Raw genomic sequence first — 14,997 nt, 5'->3', positions numbered from 1 at the left:
CCTGATCAGCGACCTTTTGTCCAAGGAAGCATCAGTACGATCGCGGCATGAACGTCTCCCTGTTGGACGGCTGGTTCCCGTGGACCGTCCAGCTCGCGGCAGCCGCCGCGCTGCTCCTCGCCGTCGGCTGGCGGGACCGCCGCTGGCGGTTGCGCCGGGCGCCGCTGGCGATCGGCGTCGCGGCCGTGCTGACCGCGCTGCTCGGCCTGCTGACCGTCACCGTCGGCGGGGTCACCGACCCGCTGCCGCCCGCGCTCTGGTGGTGGCTGGGCGCGGCCGTGCTCGCGCTGACCGTGCTGGTGGCCGGCTGGCGCTCGGCGCGCTGGTGGCGCCGCGCGGTGGCGCCGCTGGCCGGGCTGCTCGCGGTGCTGGCCGGCGCCAACGCGCTGAACGCCTCCACCGGTTACTTCCCCACCCTGGACGACGCGATCGGGGAGCTCAGCGGTGCCCCGCTGCCCCAGCAGGTGACGCTCGATCAGCTCGGCTCGCTCACCGGCAGGACCACCACCGGCCGGATCGTGCAGGTGGACATACCCGACACCGCCAGCGGCTTCGCCCATCGCCAGGAGCTGGTCTACCTGCCGCCGGCCTGGTTCCGCAGCAAGACCCGCCCCAAGCTGCCGGTCCTGGAGATGATCGGCGGCGAGTACGCGGCCCCCGACAACTGGGTGCGGGCCGGCGACGCGGTGCAGACCGCGGACGCGTACGCGGCGCAGCACGGTGGTTTCGCCCCGGTCCTGGTCTTCGCGGACGCGACCGGCGGATTCAAGGTCGACACGGAATGCGTGGACGGGCCCAGCGGGATGGCCGAGGACCACCTGGTGAAGGACATTCCGCCCTATGTGGAGAAGACCTTCGACACGTCGGCCGACCCGCGCAAGTGGGGCGTGGTCGGCTGGTCGATGGGCGGTACCTGTGCGATCGACCTGACGGTCGAACACCCCGGGGTCTTCACGCGTTTCGAGGACATCTCCGGTGACATCGGCCCCAACACCGGCGACAAGCAGCAGACCATCGACAAGCTCTACGGCGGCGACGCGGCGGCCTGGGCGGCGCACGATCCGATGACCGTACTGGCTCATCACGCCAAGTTCCGCGACACCGCCGGCTGGTTCGAGAGCGGGGACCAGGAGAGCCGGCAGACCGCCCAGGGCAAGGAGCTGGCGGCGGCCGCGCGCAAGGACGGGATCAGGTGCGAGCAGACCGTGCAGCCGGGCCGGCACGTGTGGCAGTTCGCCTCCAACGCGTTCGCCCAGGCGCTGCCCTGGCTCTCCCAGCAGCTGGGCACCCCGGGCCCGCACGCCGGCAAGCCCGCCACGGTCCCCGATGCACCGGCGCCGGGCCCCGCCCCGAAGGGTTCGCCCGACCCGAAGGTGTAATCGGCTGGACCGCGCCAAACCGGGCGCGTACCATGGGCGGAGCACCACCGGGCGATGCTGATCACCCGGAGTTGTTTCTCAGGAAGCTGTACCTTCTTAAAAAAACATGGGGATGATCGGTTTCGACAGGGGACGTCGAAACAGGAGAAGCGAGCCGAGGAACGCGGCAATGATCTCGTTAACCATCTGTCGCAAAAAAATAATCGCCAATACTAAGCGCGAGACCTTCGCGCTCGCTGCCTGAGCAGCGAGTAGCCAAGGAGTCAGACCGGGGAGTTCCCGACTCGGATCCTGGCTTAATCTAGGGAACTGAACCGTCCGCCCCGGTTACGGGGGCGGGTGGGAAATCAAACAGTAGCTGGGCCCGTTGGCGGCTTGTCCGCGTGACTGCCAGGGCCGAGAAAAGCACAGCGGACTGCGCTCGGAGAAGTCCTGAATCCACTCCACTGGACCCGGGTTCGATTCCCGGCATCTCCACCATCCCATGTGCATGCGGGCCGCCTTCCTCGACGGAAGGCGGCCTTCGTGTTTCTCCGGCCGGGGTCCGGGAGTAGGATCGTCCGTCCGCCGACTTTGGACGGCGGTCTTCTCCCACCAGCAGACGAGACGTACGACAGGGGATTCCTTGGGCGCGCACGGCAGGCAGCACGCGGCCGCAACCACCGAGGCCGGCACGGCACCATCGGGCACCAGCACCACGAACACCGTGATGACCACCGCCGCGAACAGCTCGGCCGAGGGGCTGCGCGAGCGCGAGATCGCCGGTGAGCAGCGGCACCTCGACACGGTGTACCAGCGCCTGGAAGAGAAGCTCGCCGAGGCCGAGTACGTCCTGGAGGACGCCGCCCGGCGGGTCCAGGTCGGCACCCCCGGCGCGCTCGCCGAACGGGACGCCCAGGTCTACCGGGCCGGCACCCACCTCAACCGGCTGAACAACGAGTTCGAGGACTTCCTGTTCGGCCGGATCGACCTCCAGCAGGCGGACGCCCCCGAAGAGCACGGCATCCCCTCCTTCACCCCGCTCGATCCGGCCGACGAGAACGTCGCGCAGACCCTGCACATCGGCCGGCTCGGCGTGCTCGACGCGGAGTACGGCCCCCTGGTGATCGACTGGCGGGCGCCGGCCGCCGCGCCGTTCTACCGGGCCACCCCGCTGGAGCCGGGCCGGGTGCTGCGCCGCCGGGTGATCCGCTCCAAGGGCCGCAAGGTGATCGGCGTCGAGGACGACCTGCTGCGCCCCGACCTGACCCCCACGCTGGACGGCCAGGAGCTGGCCGTGATCGGCGACGGCGCGCTGATGGCCTCGCTGGGCCGGGCCCGCAGCCACACCATGCGCGACATCGTCTCCTCGATCCAGAAGGAGCAGGACGAGGTGATCAGGGCCCCCGCCGCGGGTGCCACCCTGGTCACCGGCGGCCCCGGCACCGGCAAGACCGCCGTGGCGCTGCACCGTGCCGCCTTCCTGCTCTACCAGGACCGGCGCCGCTACGCGGGCGGGATCCTGGTGGTCAGCCCGACCCCGCTGCTCGTCTCCTACACCGAGGGCGTGCTGCCCTCGCTCGGCGAGGAGGGCCAGGTGGCCATCCGCGCGGTCGGCAGCCTGGTGGACGGCATCGAGGCCGAGCGCTACGACACGCCCGAGGCGGCCCGGGTCAAGGGCTCGGCCCGGATGGTCCAGCTGCTGCGCCGCGCGGCGCGGGCCGCGCTGGAAGTGTCCATGAGCGGCTCCGCCGCCGGCGGTGCGCCCACCGAGCTGCGGGTGGCGGCGCGCGGCGAGGTGGTGCGCCTGGACGCCGCCCGGCTGCGCACGGTGCGCGGCAACGTGATCGGCAGCGGCGGCACCCCGCTCAACCTGCTGCGCCCCCGGGCCCGCCGGCTGCTGCTGGACGCGCTCTGGTCGGAGGCCACCCGGCACCTGCCGGCGCCCGCCGACCACTTCTCCCGCGAGCAGCGCCAGGAGCAGAAGGAGAGCTTCGACGAGTACGTCTCGGACGAGGCGCCGTTCCTGGACTTCCTGGACGCCTGGTGGCCCGCGCTGACCCCGCGTCAGGTGCTCGCCACGCTGCGGCAGAGCAAGCACACCAACCGGATCGCCCGGCGCGTCGTGACGCCCGAGGAGGCCCGCCTGCTGGCCGCCTCCTGGCGCCACCTGGACGAGCGCGGCCGGGGCGCGCTGTCGGCGCACGACGTGGCGCTGATCGACGAGCTGCAGCTGCTGCTCGGCGAGCCCGCCCGGCCCAAGGTGCGCGAGGTCGACGCGGTCGACCTGCTCACCGGCCTGGACGAGGTGACCACCTACGCCGACCGCAGCGCCCGCCAGCGGACCGCGGTTCCGGTGGAGCGCACCGAGTACGCCCACGTGATCGTGGACGAGGCGCAGGACCTCACCCCGATGCAGTGGCGGATGATCGGCCGCCGGTCCCGGATGGCGACCTGGACGATCGTCGGCGACCCGGCGCAGAGCTCCTGGCCGTTCCCCGAGGAGGCCAGGAGCGCGCTGGACGAGGTGCTGTCCGGCAAGCCGCGCCGCCGCCACACGCTGACCGTGAACTACCGCAACCCGGCCGAGATCGCCGAGGTGGCGGCCAAGGTGCTGGAGCTGGCCGCGCCGGGCACCCCCTCGCCGACCGCGGTGCGCTCCACCGGGATCGAGCCGCGGTTCGCGGCCGTGACCGCGGTCGAGCCCGCCGCCTTCGCGGCTGCGGCCCGGGCCGAGCTGGTCCGGCTGCTGGGCGAGGTGGACGGCACGGTCGCCGTGGTGGTCCCGATGGACCGCCGGGCCGAGGCCGCGCAGTGGATCGCGGACCTGGGCGAGCGGGTGGTGGCACTGGGCAGCCTGGAGGCCAAGGGCCTGGAGTACGACGCGACGGTGGTCGCCGATCCGACCGGCATCGCCGGCGAGTCGGAGGCCGGTCTGCGGGTGCTCTACGTGGCGCTGACCCGGGCCACCCAGCGGCTGACCGTGCTGTCCGGCCCGGACGACCTGCCGGACGCGGCCGGGGTCCCGGCGCTGCTGCGCTGAACCTGACGCTCCGTCAACGACTGTGGCCCCCACCGGAGGTGGGGGCCACAGTCCTACGTTGGTGACACCGACCCGCCATGCTCGCCTCGCGGCAAGTGGTCGCTCGAAGCGACTAAGGTTGGGCCCGGGGGCTTGGATCGAGCCGGTGTCCCGTCCAATGTAACCCATCGGTCCCGACAGGCAATCCCATGCGGCGGATTTTCGGTGCTTGTCCAGGTTCACCGCATCCTCTGTTGTCGGTTCCGTGCAATCAACGGACGATATTTCTGGGAAGCCCCTGGTAGGTGCGACGATCGGGGCCTAGGATGCGCGAGGCGCAGCATCAACAAACTGTTGAAGTAACGGCGCGTTGAGGACGGCCTGGCCAGCTCTCACCTCAGTGGACGGAAGAAGGACGTCGATGGCGACGGTGCCCAGTGTCTCCAACTCGATCACGGTGCGGCTGGAGGTTCCGGCCAGCGGTAACGCGGTCAGCAACATCACCACCGCCGTGGAGTCCTCCGGTGGCTCGGTGACCGGCCTGGACGTCACGGCCTCCGGTCTGGAAGCACTGCGGATCGACGTGACCGTGGCGGCCGCGTCGGTTGCGCACGGCGAGGAGATCGTCGAGAAGCTGCGGGCGATCGAGGGCGTCACGATCGGCAAGGTCTCGGACCGCACCTTCCTGATGCACCTCGGCGGCAAGATCGAGATGTCCTCGAAGCTGCCGATCCGCAACCGTGACGACCTGAGCATGATCTACACCCCCGGCGTGGCCCGGGTCTGCATGGCGATCGCCGAGAACCCCGAGGACGCCCGCCGCCTGACCATCAAGCGCAACAGCGTGGCCGTGGTCACCGACGGCTCCGCGGTACTGGGCCTGGGCAACATCGGCCCGCAGGCCGCGCTGCCGGTGATGGAGGGCAAGGCGGCCCTGTTCAAGCGCTTCGCCGGGATCGACGCCTGGCCGATCTGCCTGGACACCCAGGACGCCGACGAGATCGTGGCCATCGTCAAGGCGATCGCCCCCGGCTTCGCCGGCATCAACCTGGAGGACATCTCCGCGCCGCGCTGCTTCGAGATCGAGGCGCGGCTGCGCGAGGCGCTGGACATCCCGGTCTTCCATGACGACCAGCACGGCACCGCGATCGTGGTGCTCGCCGCGCTGACCAACGCGCTGCGGGTGGTCGGCAAGGAGATCGGCGAGATCCGGGTGGTCATGTCGGGCGCCGGTGCGGCCGGCACCGCGATCCTCAAGCTGCTGCTGGCCGCCGGCGTCGAGCACGCCACGGTGGCCGACGTGCGCGGCGTGGTGCACAGCGGCCGTGAGGACCTCAACGACTCGCTGCGCTGGATCGCCGAGCACACCAACCGCTCGGGTCGCACCGGCAGCCTCAAGGAGGCCGTGGCGGACGCCGACGTCTTCATCGGCGTGTCGGCCCCGAACGTCCTGGACGGCGACGACATCGCCTCGATGGCCGACAAGGCGATCGTCTTCGCGCTGGCCAACCCGGACCCGGAGGTCGACCCGGCGGTGGCCCGGCAGACCGCCGCGGTGGTCGCCACGGGCCGCAGCGACTTCCCGAACCAGATCAACAACGTGCTGGTCTTCCCGGGTGTCTTCCGCGGCCTGCTGGACGCGCAGAGCCGCACGGTGAACACCGAGATGATGATCGCCGCCGCGCGGGCGCTGGCCACCACGGTCACCGACGACCAGCTGAACCCGAACTACATCATCCCCAGCGTCTTCCACCCGGACGTGGCCAAGACGGTGGCCGCGGCCGTGCGGGAGGCCGCGCTGGCCGCCGGTGGCGAGGGCGACCAGGCCCCCTCCCGGCCGACGCCGGGCATCGTCGGCACCCTGGACACGGCCGCCTTCCCGGTCGTCCGGCTCTGACCTGGGAGGGTCCGCGGGGCGGTATTCGGTCGCTCGTCTGACCGAATACCGCCCCCGCCCGTGTCGGGCAGCCCCGATTCCTTGCGACACAAGGGGAAGGGTGTGTTTGGGCTTGTCCCCGTCAGGGCGTACGGTAGCCCTGCACGGGGCAGGCGTGTCCGACAAGTACGGAACGTCCCCCAACCACTCGGCGAGTCGTTCCCGGCCGCCGCCCGCGTCGGTCCGCCGGCGCCGACGAAGCGTCATAGCTGCGTGGGGAGGGCGCCGTTCGGGGTGGATGGCCGAGGCCCGATTGGCTTTCTCGGGGCCGGTAAGGGCAGGATTCGTTCCCAGGCAGGCACGTGGCAGGACTGACACGACGCGCGGCCCGGAGCACGAGCCGCGCACCTACCACCAGCCGCCTGAACGAGCACAGTGTGCGGACCAGCGGCCCAGCCGGGTGCCTCCGGAGGGACGACCGATGGGCCCCCGCACACCGCAACGAACAGACCACAGGAGTACACATGAACCGCAGTGAGCTGGTGGCCGCTCTGGCCGACCGCGCCGAGGTGACCCGCAAGGACGCCGACGCCGTTCTGGCGGCATTCGCCGAGGTCGTGGGCGAGGTTGTGGCCAAGGGTGACGAGAAGGTCACCATCCCCGGTTTCCTGACCTTCGAGCGCACCCACCGCGCCGCTCGCACCGCCCGCAACCCGCAGACCGGTGAGCCGATCCAGATCGCGGCCGGCTACAGCGCCAAGGTGAGCGCCGGTTCCAAGCTGAAGGAAGCCGCCAAGGGCGCCTGATCTCCGCTGGAGCGGGGGCGGTCCGGGTTTCCGGACCGCCCCCGCTCCGTCGTTGTGGCAGTGCCGCGCCGTAAGGTCGGAGACCATGCGCGTACTGGTACTGGAGGACGACCCCAGGCTCGGCCCGGAGATAGCCGACGGGCTGCGCCGGGCCGGATTCGCCGTCGACCTGGCCGCCGACCTGGCCGAGGCCGACCTCAAGCTCGCGGTCACCGACTACCACTGCCTGGTGGCCGACCGGGCGCTGCCCGACGGCGACGCCCTGCGGCTGGTCGCGGACCGCCGCGCGGCCGGCTGGCAGCGCCCGGTGCTGCTGCTCACCGCGATGGACTCGGTGGCCGACCGGGTGGCCGGCTTCGAGCACGGAGCCGACGACTACCTGGTCAAGCCGTTCGCGGCCGCCGAGCTGGCGGCCCGGGTCCGCAACCTGTGCCGCCGCCCCGAGCCGGCCCGGCTGCCGCAGCTGCGCCTGGGGGACCTGGAGCTGGACCTGCCGCGCCGCCGGGTCACCCGGGCCGGGGTGCTGCTCACCCTCACGGCGAAGGAGTTCGCCGTCCTGGAGCTGCTGATGCTGCAGGCGGGGACGGTGGTCACCCGCACCCGGCTGATCGAGAGCTGCTGGGACGAGCTGAACGAACCGATGTCCAACGTGGTCGACGTGCTGATCCGCCAGCTGCGCCGCCGGCTCGGCCCGCCGGACCCGATCGAGACCGTGCGCGGCGTCGGCTACCGGCTCGTGGACCCGGCCGGGCACGGCGGTCGCGGATGACCTCGCCGGCCGCCCGGGGCCTGCGCCGGCTGCGCTGGACCCTGACCCTGCTCTTCGCCGGCACCACGGCCGCCTGCCTGCTGGTGCTGGCCACCCTGGCCGCGCACACCGACGCCCAGTCCCGGGCCAAGGAGCTGGACAACGACGCGGCCCGGCGGGCCGGCGGGCTGGCCAGGGCGCTCTGGTTCGACAACGACACGCTGGCCGTCGACCCGCTCGGCGAGGACGAGCTGGCCCGCGGTGCCGACGTGCTCGGCGCGGTCCAGGTCCCGGCGGGCGGCACCGGGCTGCCGAGCGTGGTGCGATGGGTCCGCCCCGACACCGCCCACCTGCCGGGCGGCGAGCTGCTGGGCAGGCTCTGGACCCAGGTGCAGACCGGCCAGGACGCCACGCTGGCCACCGGGCCCGGGGGCAGCGGGCGGATGATGCGCTGGGCCGCCGCGCCGGTCTGGAACGGGGACGCCATCGCCGCCCTGGTGGTGGTCGGCGCCGACCCGGCACAGAGCCGGGCCGACCACGAGCGGCTGGTCCGCTGGCTGCTGCTGGGCTGCTCGGCGCTGGTGCTGGCCGCCGCCGCGATCGGCCACCTGCTCTCCGGCCGGGCGATGCGCCCCGCGCTGCGCGGCCTGGAGCGCCAGGAGCAGTTCCTCACCGAGGCCGCGCACGAGCTGCGCACGCCGCTGGCCACGCTGCGCCTGGCCGTCGAGCGCGGGGCCTCGGCGCCGGAGCGGGCGCCCGCGGCGCTCGCGGAGGCGGCGGCGCTCAGCGACCGGCTGGCCCGGCTGGTCACCGGCCTGCTGGCCCGCGCCCGGATCGACTCCGGCACCCAGCAGGTGGAGCTGATGCCGCTGCGGCTGGACCAACTGGTCGAGCAGACCGTGGCCGAACTGGTGGAGGGCCTCGGGACCGCGCCGGCCCAGGGCTGGGGGAGGGTGACCGTGCTGGTCGGCGAGCAACCGCTGATCGTGCGCGGCGACCCGGAGCTGCTGGGCCAGGCGGTGCGCAACCTGGTGGAGAACGCGCTGCGCTACGGCGCCGGGACCCCGGTGACGGTGGCCGCCGCGCCCGGCCTGGTCACCGTCACGGACGCCGGGCCGGGGGTGCCCGAGCAGCGCCGCGAGGCGGTCTTCCGGCGGGGCGTCACCAGCGGTGCGGGCACCGGAACGGGGCTGGCCATCGTCCGCTGGGTGGCCGAACTGCACGGCGGCAGCGCGCGGCTGGTGCAGGCGCCGGGCGGCGGCCTGCGCGCCGAACTCAGGCTGCCGCAGGAGTGACCGGAGCACCGGCCGACGAGCTGTTACACAGCTGGTGAGAATTCCTCATCGTCTTCTCATAATGCGCCTGGGAGGCTTGCTTCATGAGCAAGCGCACCTCGACGAGCGGCCGACGACTGTGGCAGATGGGCGGCATGGGCCTGGCGGCCACCGCGGTGGCGGGCGTGCTGTACGTGCTGCCGGCCACCGCCGCGGCGGAGCCGCCGGCCGCACCCGGCCGGCCGACCGCCGTGGCGGGATCGGGCAGGGCGCACGTCGACCCCGCCCCGGTGCTCCGCTCGGGGCGTGATGTGCTCGGCGCCCTGCTGGAGCGCCGGGTCCGCCACCACCGCCAGCACGAGGGCGGCCAGGGGCGGCACTGAGCTACCGGTGCACCGCGTGCCGGTGGACGGGAGGACACACCTGGCGGGGTGCCTCCTGAGCAACGGGGCCGCCCTGGCGGGGGCGGCCCCGGTTCGTTCTCCGCGCCGGTCCAGCCGGCCCGGGCGCGGTCAGACCGCCGCGAGCAGCTCCTGCTCGCTCGGCAGCTCGACGTGCGCGCCGAGTCCGCGCAGCTTCTCCATGAAGTTCTCGTAGCCGCGGTTGATCAGCGAGATGCCGTGCACGGTCGAGGTGCCCTCGGCGGCCAGCGCCGCGATCAGGTAGGAGAAGCCGCCGCGCAGGTCCGGGATCACCAGCTCGCCGCCGAGCAGCTTGGACGGCCCGGAGACGACCGCCGAGTGCAGGAAGTTGCGCTGCCCGAACCGGCAGGGGGTGCCGCCCAGGCACTCGCGGTAGAGCTGGATGTGCGCGCCCATCTGGTTGAGCGCCGAGGTGAAGCCGAGCCGCGACTCGTACACCGTCTCGTGCACGATCGACAGGCCCGCGGCCTGGGTCAGCGCGACCACCAGCGGCTGCTGCCAGTCGGTCTGGAAGCCCGGGTGCACGTCGGTCTCCAGGGCGATGGCGTTCAGCTCGCCGCCCGGGTGCCAGAACCGGATGCCCTCGTCGTCCACCGCGAAGGCGCCACCGACCTTGCGGAAGGTGTTGAGGAAGGTCATCATCTCCAGCTGGCGGGCGCCGCGGACGTAGATGTCGCCCTTGGTGGCCAGCGCGGCGCAGGCCCAGGAGGCGGCCTCCAGCCGGTCCGGCAGCGCGCGGTGGTGGTAGCCGCCCAGCTCGTCCACGCCGGTGATCAGGATGGTGCGGTCGGTGCCCATCGAGATGATCGCGCCCATCTTCTGCAGCACGCAGATCAGGTCGACGATCTCCGGCTCGATGGCGGCGTTGCGCAGCTCGGTGTCGCCCTCGGCGAGCACCGCGGTGAGCAGCACCTGCTCGGTGGCGCCGACCGAGGGGTAGGGCAGCTCGATCTTGGTGCCGCGCAGCCGCTGCGGGGCCACCAGGTAGGTGCCCTGCGGGTGCTTCTCGATGGTGGCGCCGAACTGGCGCAGCACCTCGAAGTGGAAGTCGACCGGGCGCCCGCCGATGTCGCAGCCGCCCAGGCCCGGGATGAACGCGTGGCCGAGGCGGTGCAGCAGCGGCCCGCAGAACAGGATCGGGATCCGCGAGGAGCCGGCGTGCGCGTCGATGTCGGCGACGTTGGCGCTCTCCACGTGGGAGGGGTCCAGGATCAGCTCGCCCTCCTCGTCTCCGCTGCGCACGGTCACCCCGTGCAGCTGGAGCAGGCCGCGGACCACCTTGACGTCGCGGATGTCCGGAACGTTGCGCAGTCTGCTGGGGCCCTGGCCGAGCAGGGCGGCCACCATCGCCTTGGGCACCAGGTTCTTGGCGCCGCGGACGCGGATCTCGCCTTCCAGCGGGTTTCCGCCGTGCACCAGCAGGACGTCGTCGGTCATCGTTCTCGCAATCCGGGGGTTGCAACTGCGGCAAACGGGGGTACGCCGCGGTTGGGAGAGGTAGGACCGGCGGACGTACGGCTCGGGCCGCACGGGCGCCACCTTCGATAGATGGTAGTAGCCGGTTGAACGGTTCCCTGTTCTTCTGATGGTGATCATGCTCTCTTAGGGTGGAAGCCGGTCATCATGTCCGCCGATCGGGTGAGGCGCGGCGCGGTGGAGGTTTCACCGTCCCCTGCGGGATCATGTGAGGCATGACCGCGGTCTCCTCGCACACCGGCCGGCTCCTCGTGGCGGCCCCCGTGCTCACCGATCCGAACTTCGCGCGGTCGGTGGTGCTGATGCTGGACCACGACGGGCAGGGCGCGCTGGGCGTCGTCCTCAACCGGCCCACGCCGGTGGCGGTGAACGACGTCCTGAACGGCTGGGCCCAGTTGGCCGGCGATCCCCAGGTGGTCTTCCAGGGCGGCCCGGTGGGCCTGGACTCGGCGCTGGCGGTGGCCGTGATCCCGGGCGAGCCGGGCCCCGAGGACCCGCTGGGCTGGCGCCGGGTGCACGGCGCGATCGGGCTGGTCGACCTGGAGGCGCCGCCGCAGGTGCTCGCCGGTGAGCTGGGCGGCCTGCGGGTCTTCGCCGGCTACTCGGGCTGGACGCCGGGCCAGCTGGAGGCGGAGATCGCCGAGGGCGCCTGGTACCTGGTGGACGCGGAGCCCGGTGACATCTCCTGCCCGCGTCCGGAGCTGCTGTGGCGCGCGGTGCTGCGCCGCCAGCGCGGGGCGCTGGCGATGCTCGCCACCTACCCGGAGGACCCGACGCTCAACTGACGGGGGACCGGCCGCGGTGGCGCGGCGCCGCGGTAGCGGGGGTCCGTTTCGTGCGCCGCCCCCATAGACTTGGCGCCCATGAGCACTCTTGAGCCCGAGCGCGGCCTCGGCACCGGCACCCTGGTCGAGCCCGTCCCGCAGGTGTCCAACGGCGACGGTGACCACGAGCGCTTCGCGCACTACGTCCAGAAGGACAAGATCATGGAGAGCGCGCTCTCCGGCTCCCCGGTGGTCGCGCTCTGCGGCAAGGTCTGGGTGCCCGGGCGCGACCCGAAGAAGTACCCGGTCTGCCCGATGTGCAAGGAGATCTTCGAGGGCATCGAGCCGGGCGGCGGCGGGGACGACAAGAAGAAGTAGCGGGGGGCGCCGGGTCCCGGCGCCGGGCGCGGTATTTTCCCCGTCAGTGGTCTATGCCACTTGGGGCGGGCGGGGCAGGATGTGCGCCATGGACCTGATCCCCGCACCGATCGCTGTCCGCACGACCGCCACCGACCCCGGCCTGCCGCTGGGTCCGGACACCACGCTGGCCGGTGGCCCCGGTACCGAGGACGCCGAGCGCTGGCTGCGCTCGGTGCTCGGTGCGGCCACCGGCCTGGCGCTGCCCCGGGCCGCGGACCCGGTCGTCGCGCTCGGCCTGGACCCGGCGCTGGCGCCCGAGGAGTACCGGCTCGCCGTCGACCCGGCCGCCGGCCGGGTACGGATCACCGCGGGCGGCCCCGCCGGTGCGCACTGGGGCGCCCAGACGCTGCGCCAGCTGCTCGGCCCCGACGCCTACCGCCGGGCCCCGCTGCGCCGCACCGGCTGGACGCTGCCGGCCTGTGAGCTGCGCGACGCGCCGCGGTTCGGCTGGCGCGGGGTGCTGATCGACGTCGCCCGCCACTTCCTGCCGCTGGGCGACCTGCTGCGGTACGTGGACCTGCTGGCCGCGCACAAGCTCAACGTGCTGCACCTGCACCTGACCGACGACCAGGGCTGGCGCTTCGAGGTCAAGCGCTACCCGCGGCTGACCGGGGCGGGCGGCTGGCGGGAGCGCTCGATGGTGGGCTACCGGGCCGCGGGCGTGCGCGACGACCGGCCGCACGGGGGCTACTACACCCAGGACGACCTGCGCGAGCTGGTCGCCTACGCCGCCGAGCGCGGCATCACCGTGGTCCCCGAGATCGACCTGCCGGGCCACACCCAGGCCGCCATCGCGGCCTACCCCGAGCTGGGCAACACCGACGTGGTGGACACCGCGGCCCTCGGCGTCTGGTCGGACTGGGGGGTCAGCAGCAACGTGCTCAACGTCTCGGACGCCACCCTGGCCTTCTTCGAGGGGGTGCTGGAGGAGCTGCTGGAGGTCTTCCCGTCCGAGTACGTGCACCTGGGGGGCGACGAGTGCCCCAAGGACCAGTGGCGGGCCAGCGCGGCGGCGCAGGCGCGGATCAAGGAGCTGGACCTGGCGGACGAGGCCGAGCTGCAGAGCTGGCTGATCCGGCACTTCGACACCTGGCTGACCGCGCGCGGCCGCCGGCTGATCGGCTGGGACGAGATCCTGGAGGGCGGGCTGGCGCCCGGCGCCGCGGTCGCCTCCTGGCGCGGCTACGCGGGCGGGGTGGCCGCCGCGCGGGCCGGGCACCCGGTGGTGATGTGCCCCGAGCAGTACGTCTACCTCGACCACCGGCAGGCCGACGGGCCCGAGGAGCCGATCCCGGTCGGCTTCGTGCGCACGCTGGCCGACGTCTACCGCTTCGAGCCGGTCCCGCCGTCACTGGATGAGGTGAGCGCGCGTCAGGTGATCGGGACTCAGGCCAACCTGTGGAGCGAGTTCGCCGACAGCGCCCGGGACCTCGACTACCGGGCCTTCCCGCGGCTGGCCGCGTTCGCCGAGGTGGCCTGGTCGGCACTGCCGCGCGAGGCCGCCGAGCGGGACCTGGCCGACTTCGAGCGCCGGATGCGCACCCACTACGCGCGTCTGGACGCGCTGGGCGTGGCCTACCGGCCGGCGACCGGGCCGCACCCGTGGCAGCGGCGCCCCGGGGTGCTCGGCCGGCCGCTGCCGGGACCGGCGCCGCAGGTCTGACGATGTGTCAGTCGGGTCAGGTGATCATCGGGGAACCAAGGCCGGGCTCCGGACGTCAAGAAATGGTGAACATCCGGTCTCATTGATGGGGGATCTGCCCGAAAGCGACCGGATCGTCCGGGACCCCCAGGGTGATCACGGTGCGCGATGTGCCACAGTGGCCCGACCCGGTGGGCGGCTTCAGTTTGGGTGGCCCGGACCCGTACTCTACGGGCGGTACCGCAAAGAGACTGGAGCACGGTGGGATCCTGGTGAACCGGACGATCATGCTGCCGACCTCCCTCGACGAGGCCGTCGAGACGCTGGCCACCAGCCCCACCGCCGTGCCGGTCGCCGGCGGGACCGACCTGATGGAAGCCGTCAACGCCGGCCGGCTGCGCCCGGCCGCGCTGCTGGGCCTGGGCCGGATCACCGAACTGCGCGGCTGGCGCTACGAGGACGGCGGCACCGCGGTGCTCGGCGCCGGCCTGACGCTGGCCCGGATGGACCGTCCCGACTTCGCCGCGCTGATCCCCGCGCTGGCCGACGCCGCCCGCACCGCCGGCCCCCCGCAGACCCGCAACGTCGGCACGCTGGGCGGCAACATCGCCTCCGCCGCCCCCACCGGCGACACCCTGCCGGTGCTGGCCGCACTGGAGGCGGTGGCCACCCTGGCCAGCGCCGGCGGCACCCGCGAGGTGCCGGTCGGTCACCTGCTCACCGGCGTCGACCCGATGCGCCCGGGCGAACTGCTCAGCTGGGTCCGGGTTCCGCTGCTGCACGCCCCCCAGGTCTTCCTCAAGGCCACCGGGCGCAGCGGCCCCTCCCGGGCGATCGCCTCGGTGGCCCTGGTGCTCGATCCCGCGCGGCGGGCGGTGCGTTGCGCGGTGGGCGCGGTCGCGCCGGTGCCGCTGCGGCCGCTGGACGCGGAGGCCTGGGTGGCCGGCTGCATCGACTGGGACGCCCGCGGCGAGGAGGGCGCGCAGCCGATCGACCCGGCCGCGGCCGCCGCCTTCGGCGAGTACGTCGCCACCGCCTGCGTCCCCGACGGCTACGGGGCCGACGGCTCCCTGGCGCTCGGGGTGGAGGGGCCGACGGCGACGGCTCTGCGGCTACGGCGTACCGTGGCGGTGCTGGCCCGCCGGGCACTGGGAAGGGCACTGAAGTGACGGCCGAGGTGACCGCCGAC

12 protein-coding genes and 1 other RNA gene are annotated in these 14,997 nt (G+C 73.0%); 12 read left to right on the top strand and 1 reads right to left on the bottom strand.

Going from position 1 to position 14,997, the window contains the following annotated elements; all coding sequences use genetic code 11:
- Positions 1-47 precede the first annotated feature (47 nt).
- From OG294_RS15965 to OG294_RS15930, 8 genes are all read left to right on the top strand, one after another.
- A complete protein-coding gene (locus OG294_RS15965; RefSeq protein ID WP_327067166.1) occupies positions 48-1,379 on the top strand; it encodes an alpha/beta hydrolase in 1,332 nt (443 codons plus the stop codon).
- A gap of 108 nt (positions 1,380-1,487) precedes the next feature.
- Positions 1,488-1,859: a transfer-messenger RNA gene (gene ssrA, locus OG294_RS15960) on the top strand.
- Between the two features lie 229 nt (positions 1,860-2,088).
- Positions 2,089-4,401 carry a HelD family protein gene (locus OG294_RS15955; protein WP_327067165.1) on the top strand — a complete coding sequence of 771 codons (2,313 nt, stop codon included), beginning with the start codon at positions 2,089-2,091 and terminating at the stop codon, positions 4,399-4,401.
- A gap of 400 nt (positions 4,402-4,801) precedes the next feature.
- The gene (locus OG294_RS15950) at positions 4,802-6,277 is read left to right on the top strand and encodes an NAD-dependent malic enzyme (RefSeq protein WP_327067163.1); all 1,476 of its coding nucleotides are present in this window, start codon (positions 4,802-4,804) and stop codon (positions 6,275-6,277) included.
- Positions 6,278-6,780: 503 nt separating this feature from the next.
- Positions 6,781-7,062 (top strand): HU family DNA-binding protein, encoded by a 282-nt coding sequence (locus OG294_RS15945; protein WP_035848732.1) that lies wholly within the window; start codon positions 6,781-6,783, stop codon positions 7,060-7,062.
- 85 nt (positions 7,063-7,147) lie between these two features.
- The gene (locus tag OG294_RS15940; RefSeq protein WP_327067162.1) at positions 7,148-7,831 is read left to right on the top strand and encodes a response regulator transcription factor; all 684 of its coding nucleotides are present in this window, start codon (positions 7,148-7,150) and stop codon (positions 7,829-7,831) included.
- Positions 7,828-9,105, top strand: a complete 1,278-nt coding sequence (locus OG294_RS15935; protein WP_327067161.1) for a sensor histidine kinase — start codon at positions 7,828-7,830, stop codon at positions 9,103-9,105. The genes OG294_RS15940 and OG294_RS15935 overlap by 4 nt, the downstream gene beginning before the upstream one ends.
- A gap of 83 nt (positions 9,106-9,188) precedes the next feature.
- A complete protein-coding gene (locus OG294_RS15930; RefSeq protein ID WP_327067160.1) occupies positions 9,189-9,467 on the top strand; it encodes a hypothetical protein in 279 nt (92 codons plus the stop codon).
- A 129-nt stretch (positions 9,468-9,596) separates the two neighbouring features.
- Here OG294_RS15930 and murA read toward each other — a convergent pair whose 3' ends face one another.
- Positions 9,597-10,943: a UDP-N-acetylglucosamine 1-carboxyvinyltransferase gene (gene murA / locus OG294_RS15925; RefSeq protein WP_184937677.1), complete on the bottom strand. Its 1,347-nt coding sequence runs from the start codon at positions 10,941-10,943 to the stop codon at positions 9,597-9,599.
- 254 nt (positions 10,944-11,197) lie between these two features.
- On the opposite strand from murA, the gene OG294_RS15920 reads away from it, so the two are divergent.
- From OG294_RS15920 to OG294_RS15905, 4 genes are all read left to right on the top strand, one after another.
- Positions 11,198-11,767: a YqgE/AlgH family protein gene (locus tag OG294_RS15920; RefSeq protein ID WP_327067159.1), complete on the top strand. Its 570-nt coding sequence runs from the start codon at positions 11,198-11,200 to the stop codon at positions 11,765-11,767.
- A 78-nt stretch (positions 11,768-11,845) separates the two neighbouring features.
- Positions 11,846-12,124 (top strand): DUF3039 domain-containing protein, encoded by a 279-nt coding sequence (locus tag OG294_RS15915; RefSeq protein WP_327067158.1) that lies wholly within the window; start codon positions 11,846-11,848, stop codon positions 12,122-12,124.
- 88 nt (positions 12,125-12,212) lie between these two features.
- Positions 12,213-13,829 (top strand): beta-N-acetylhexosaminidase, encoded by a 1,617-nt coding sequence (locus OG294_RS15910; protein ID WP_327067157.1) that lies wholly within the window; start codon positions 12,213-12,215, stop codon positions 13,827-13,829.
- 266 nt (positions 13,830-14,095) lie between these two features.
- Positions 14,096-14,977 (top strand): FAD binding domain-containing protein, encoded by an 882-nt coding sequence (locus OG294_RS15905; RefSeq protein WP_327071567.1) that lies wholly within the window; start codon positions 14,096-14,098, stop codon positions 14,975-14,977.
- The last annotated feature ends 20 nt before the right edge of the window (positions 14,978-14,997 follow it).

It is taken from the genome of Kitasatospora sp. NBC_01302 (assembly GCF_035976515.1).
Classification (GTDB): domain Bacteria; phylum Actinomycetota; class Actinomycetes; order Streptomycetales; family Streptomycetaceae; genus Kitasatospora.
Note: the sequence above shows the minus strand (reverse complement) of the source record. Positions and strands in the feature narration are given on the sequence as shown.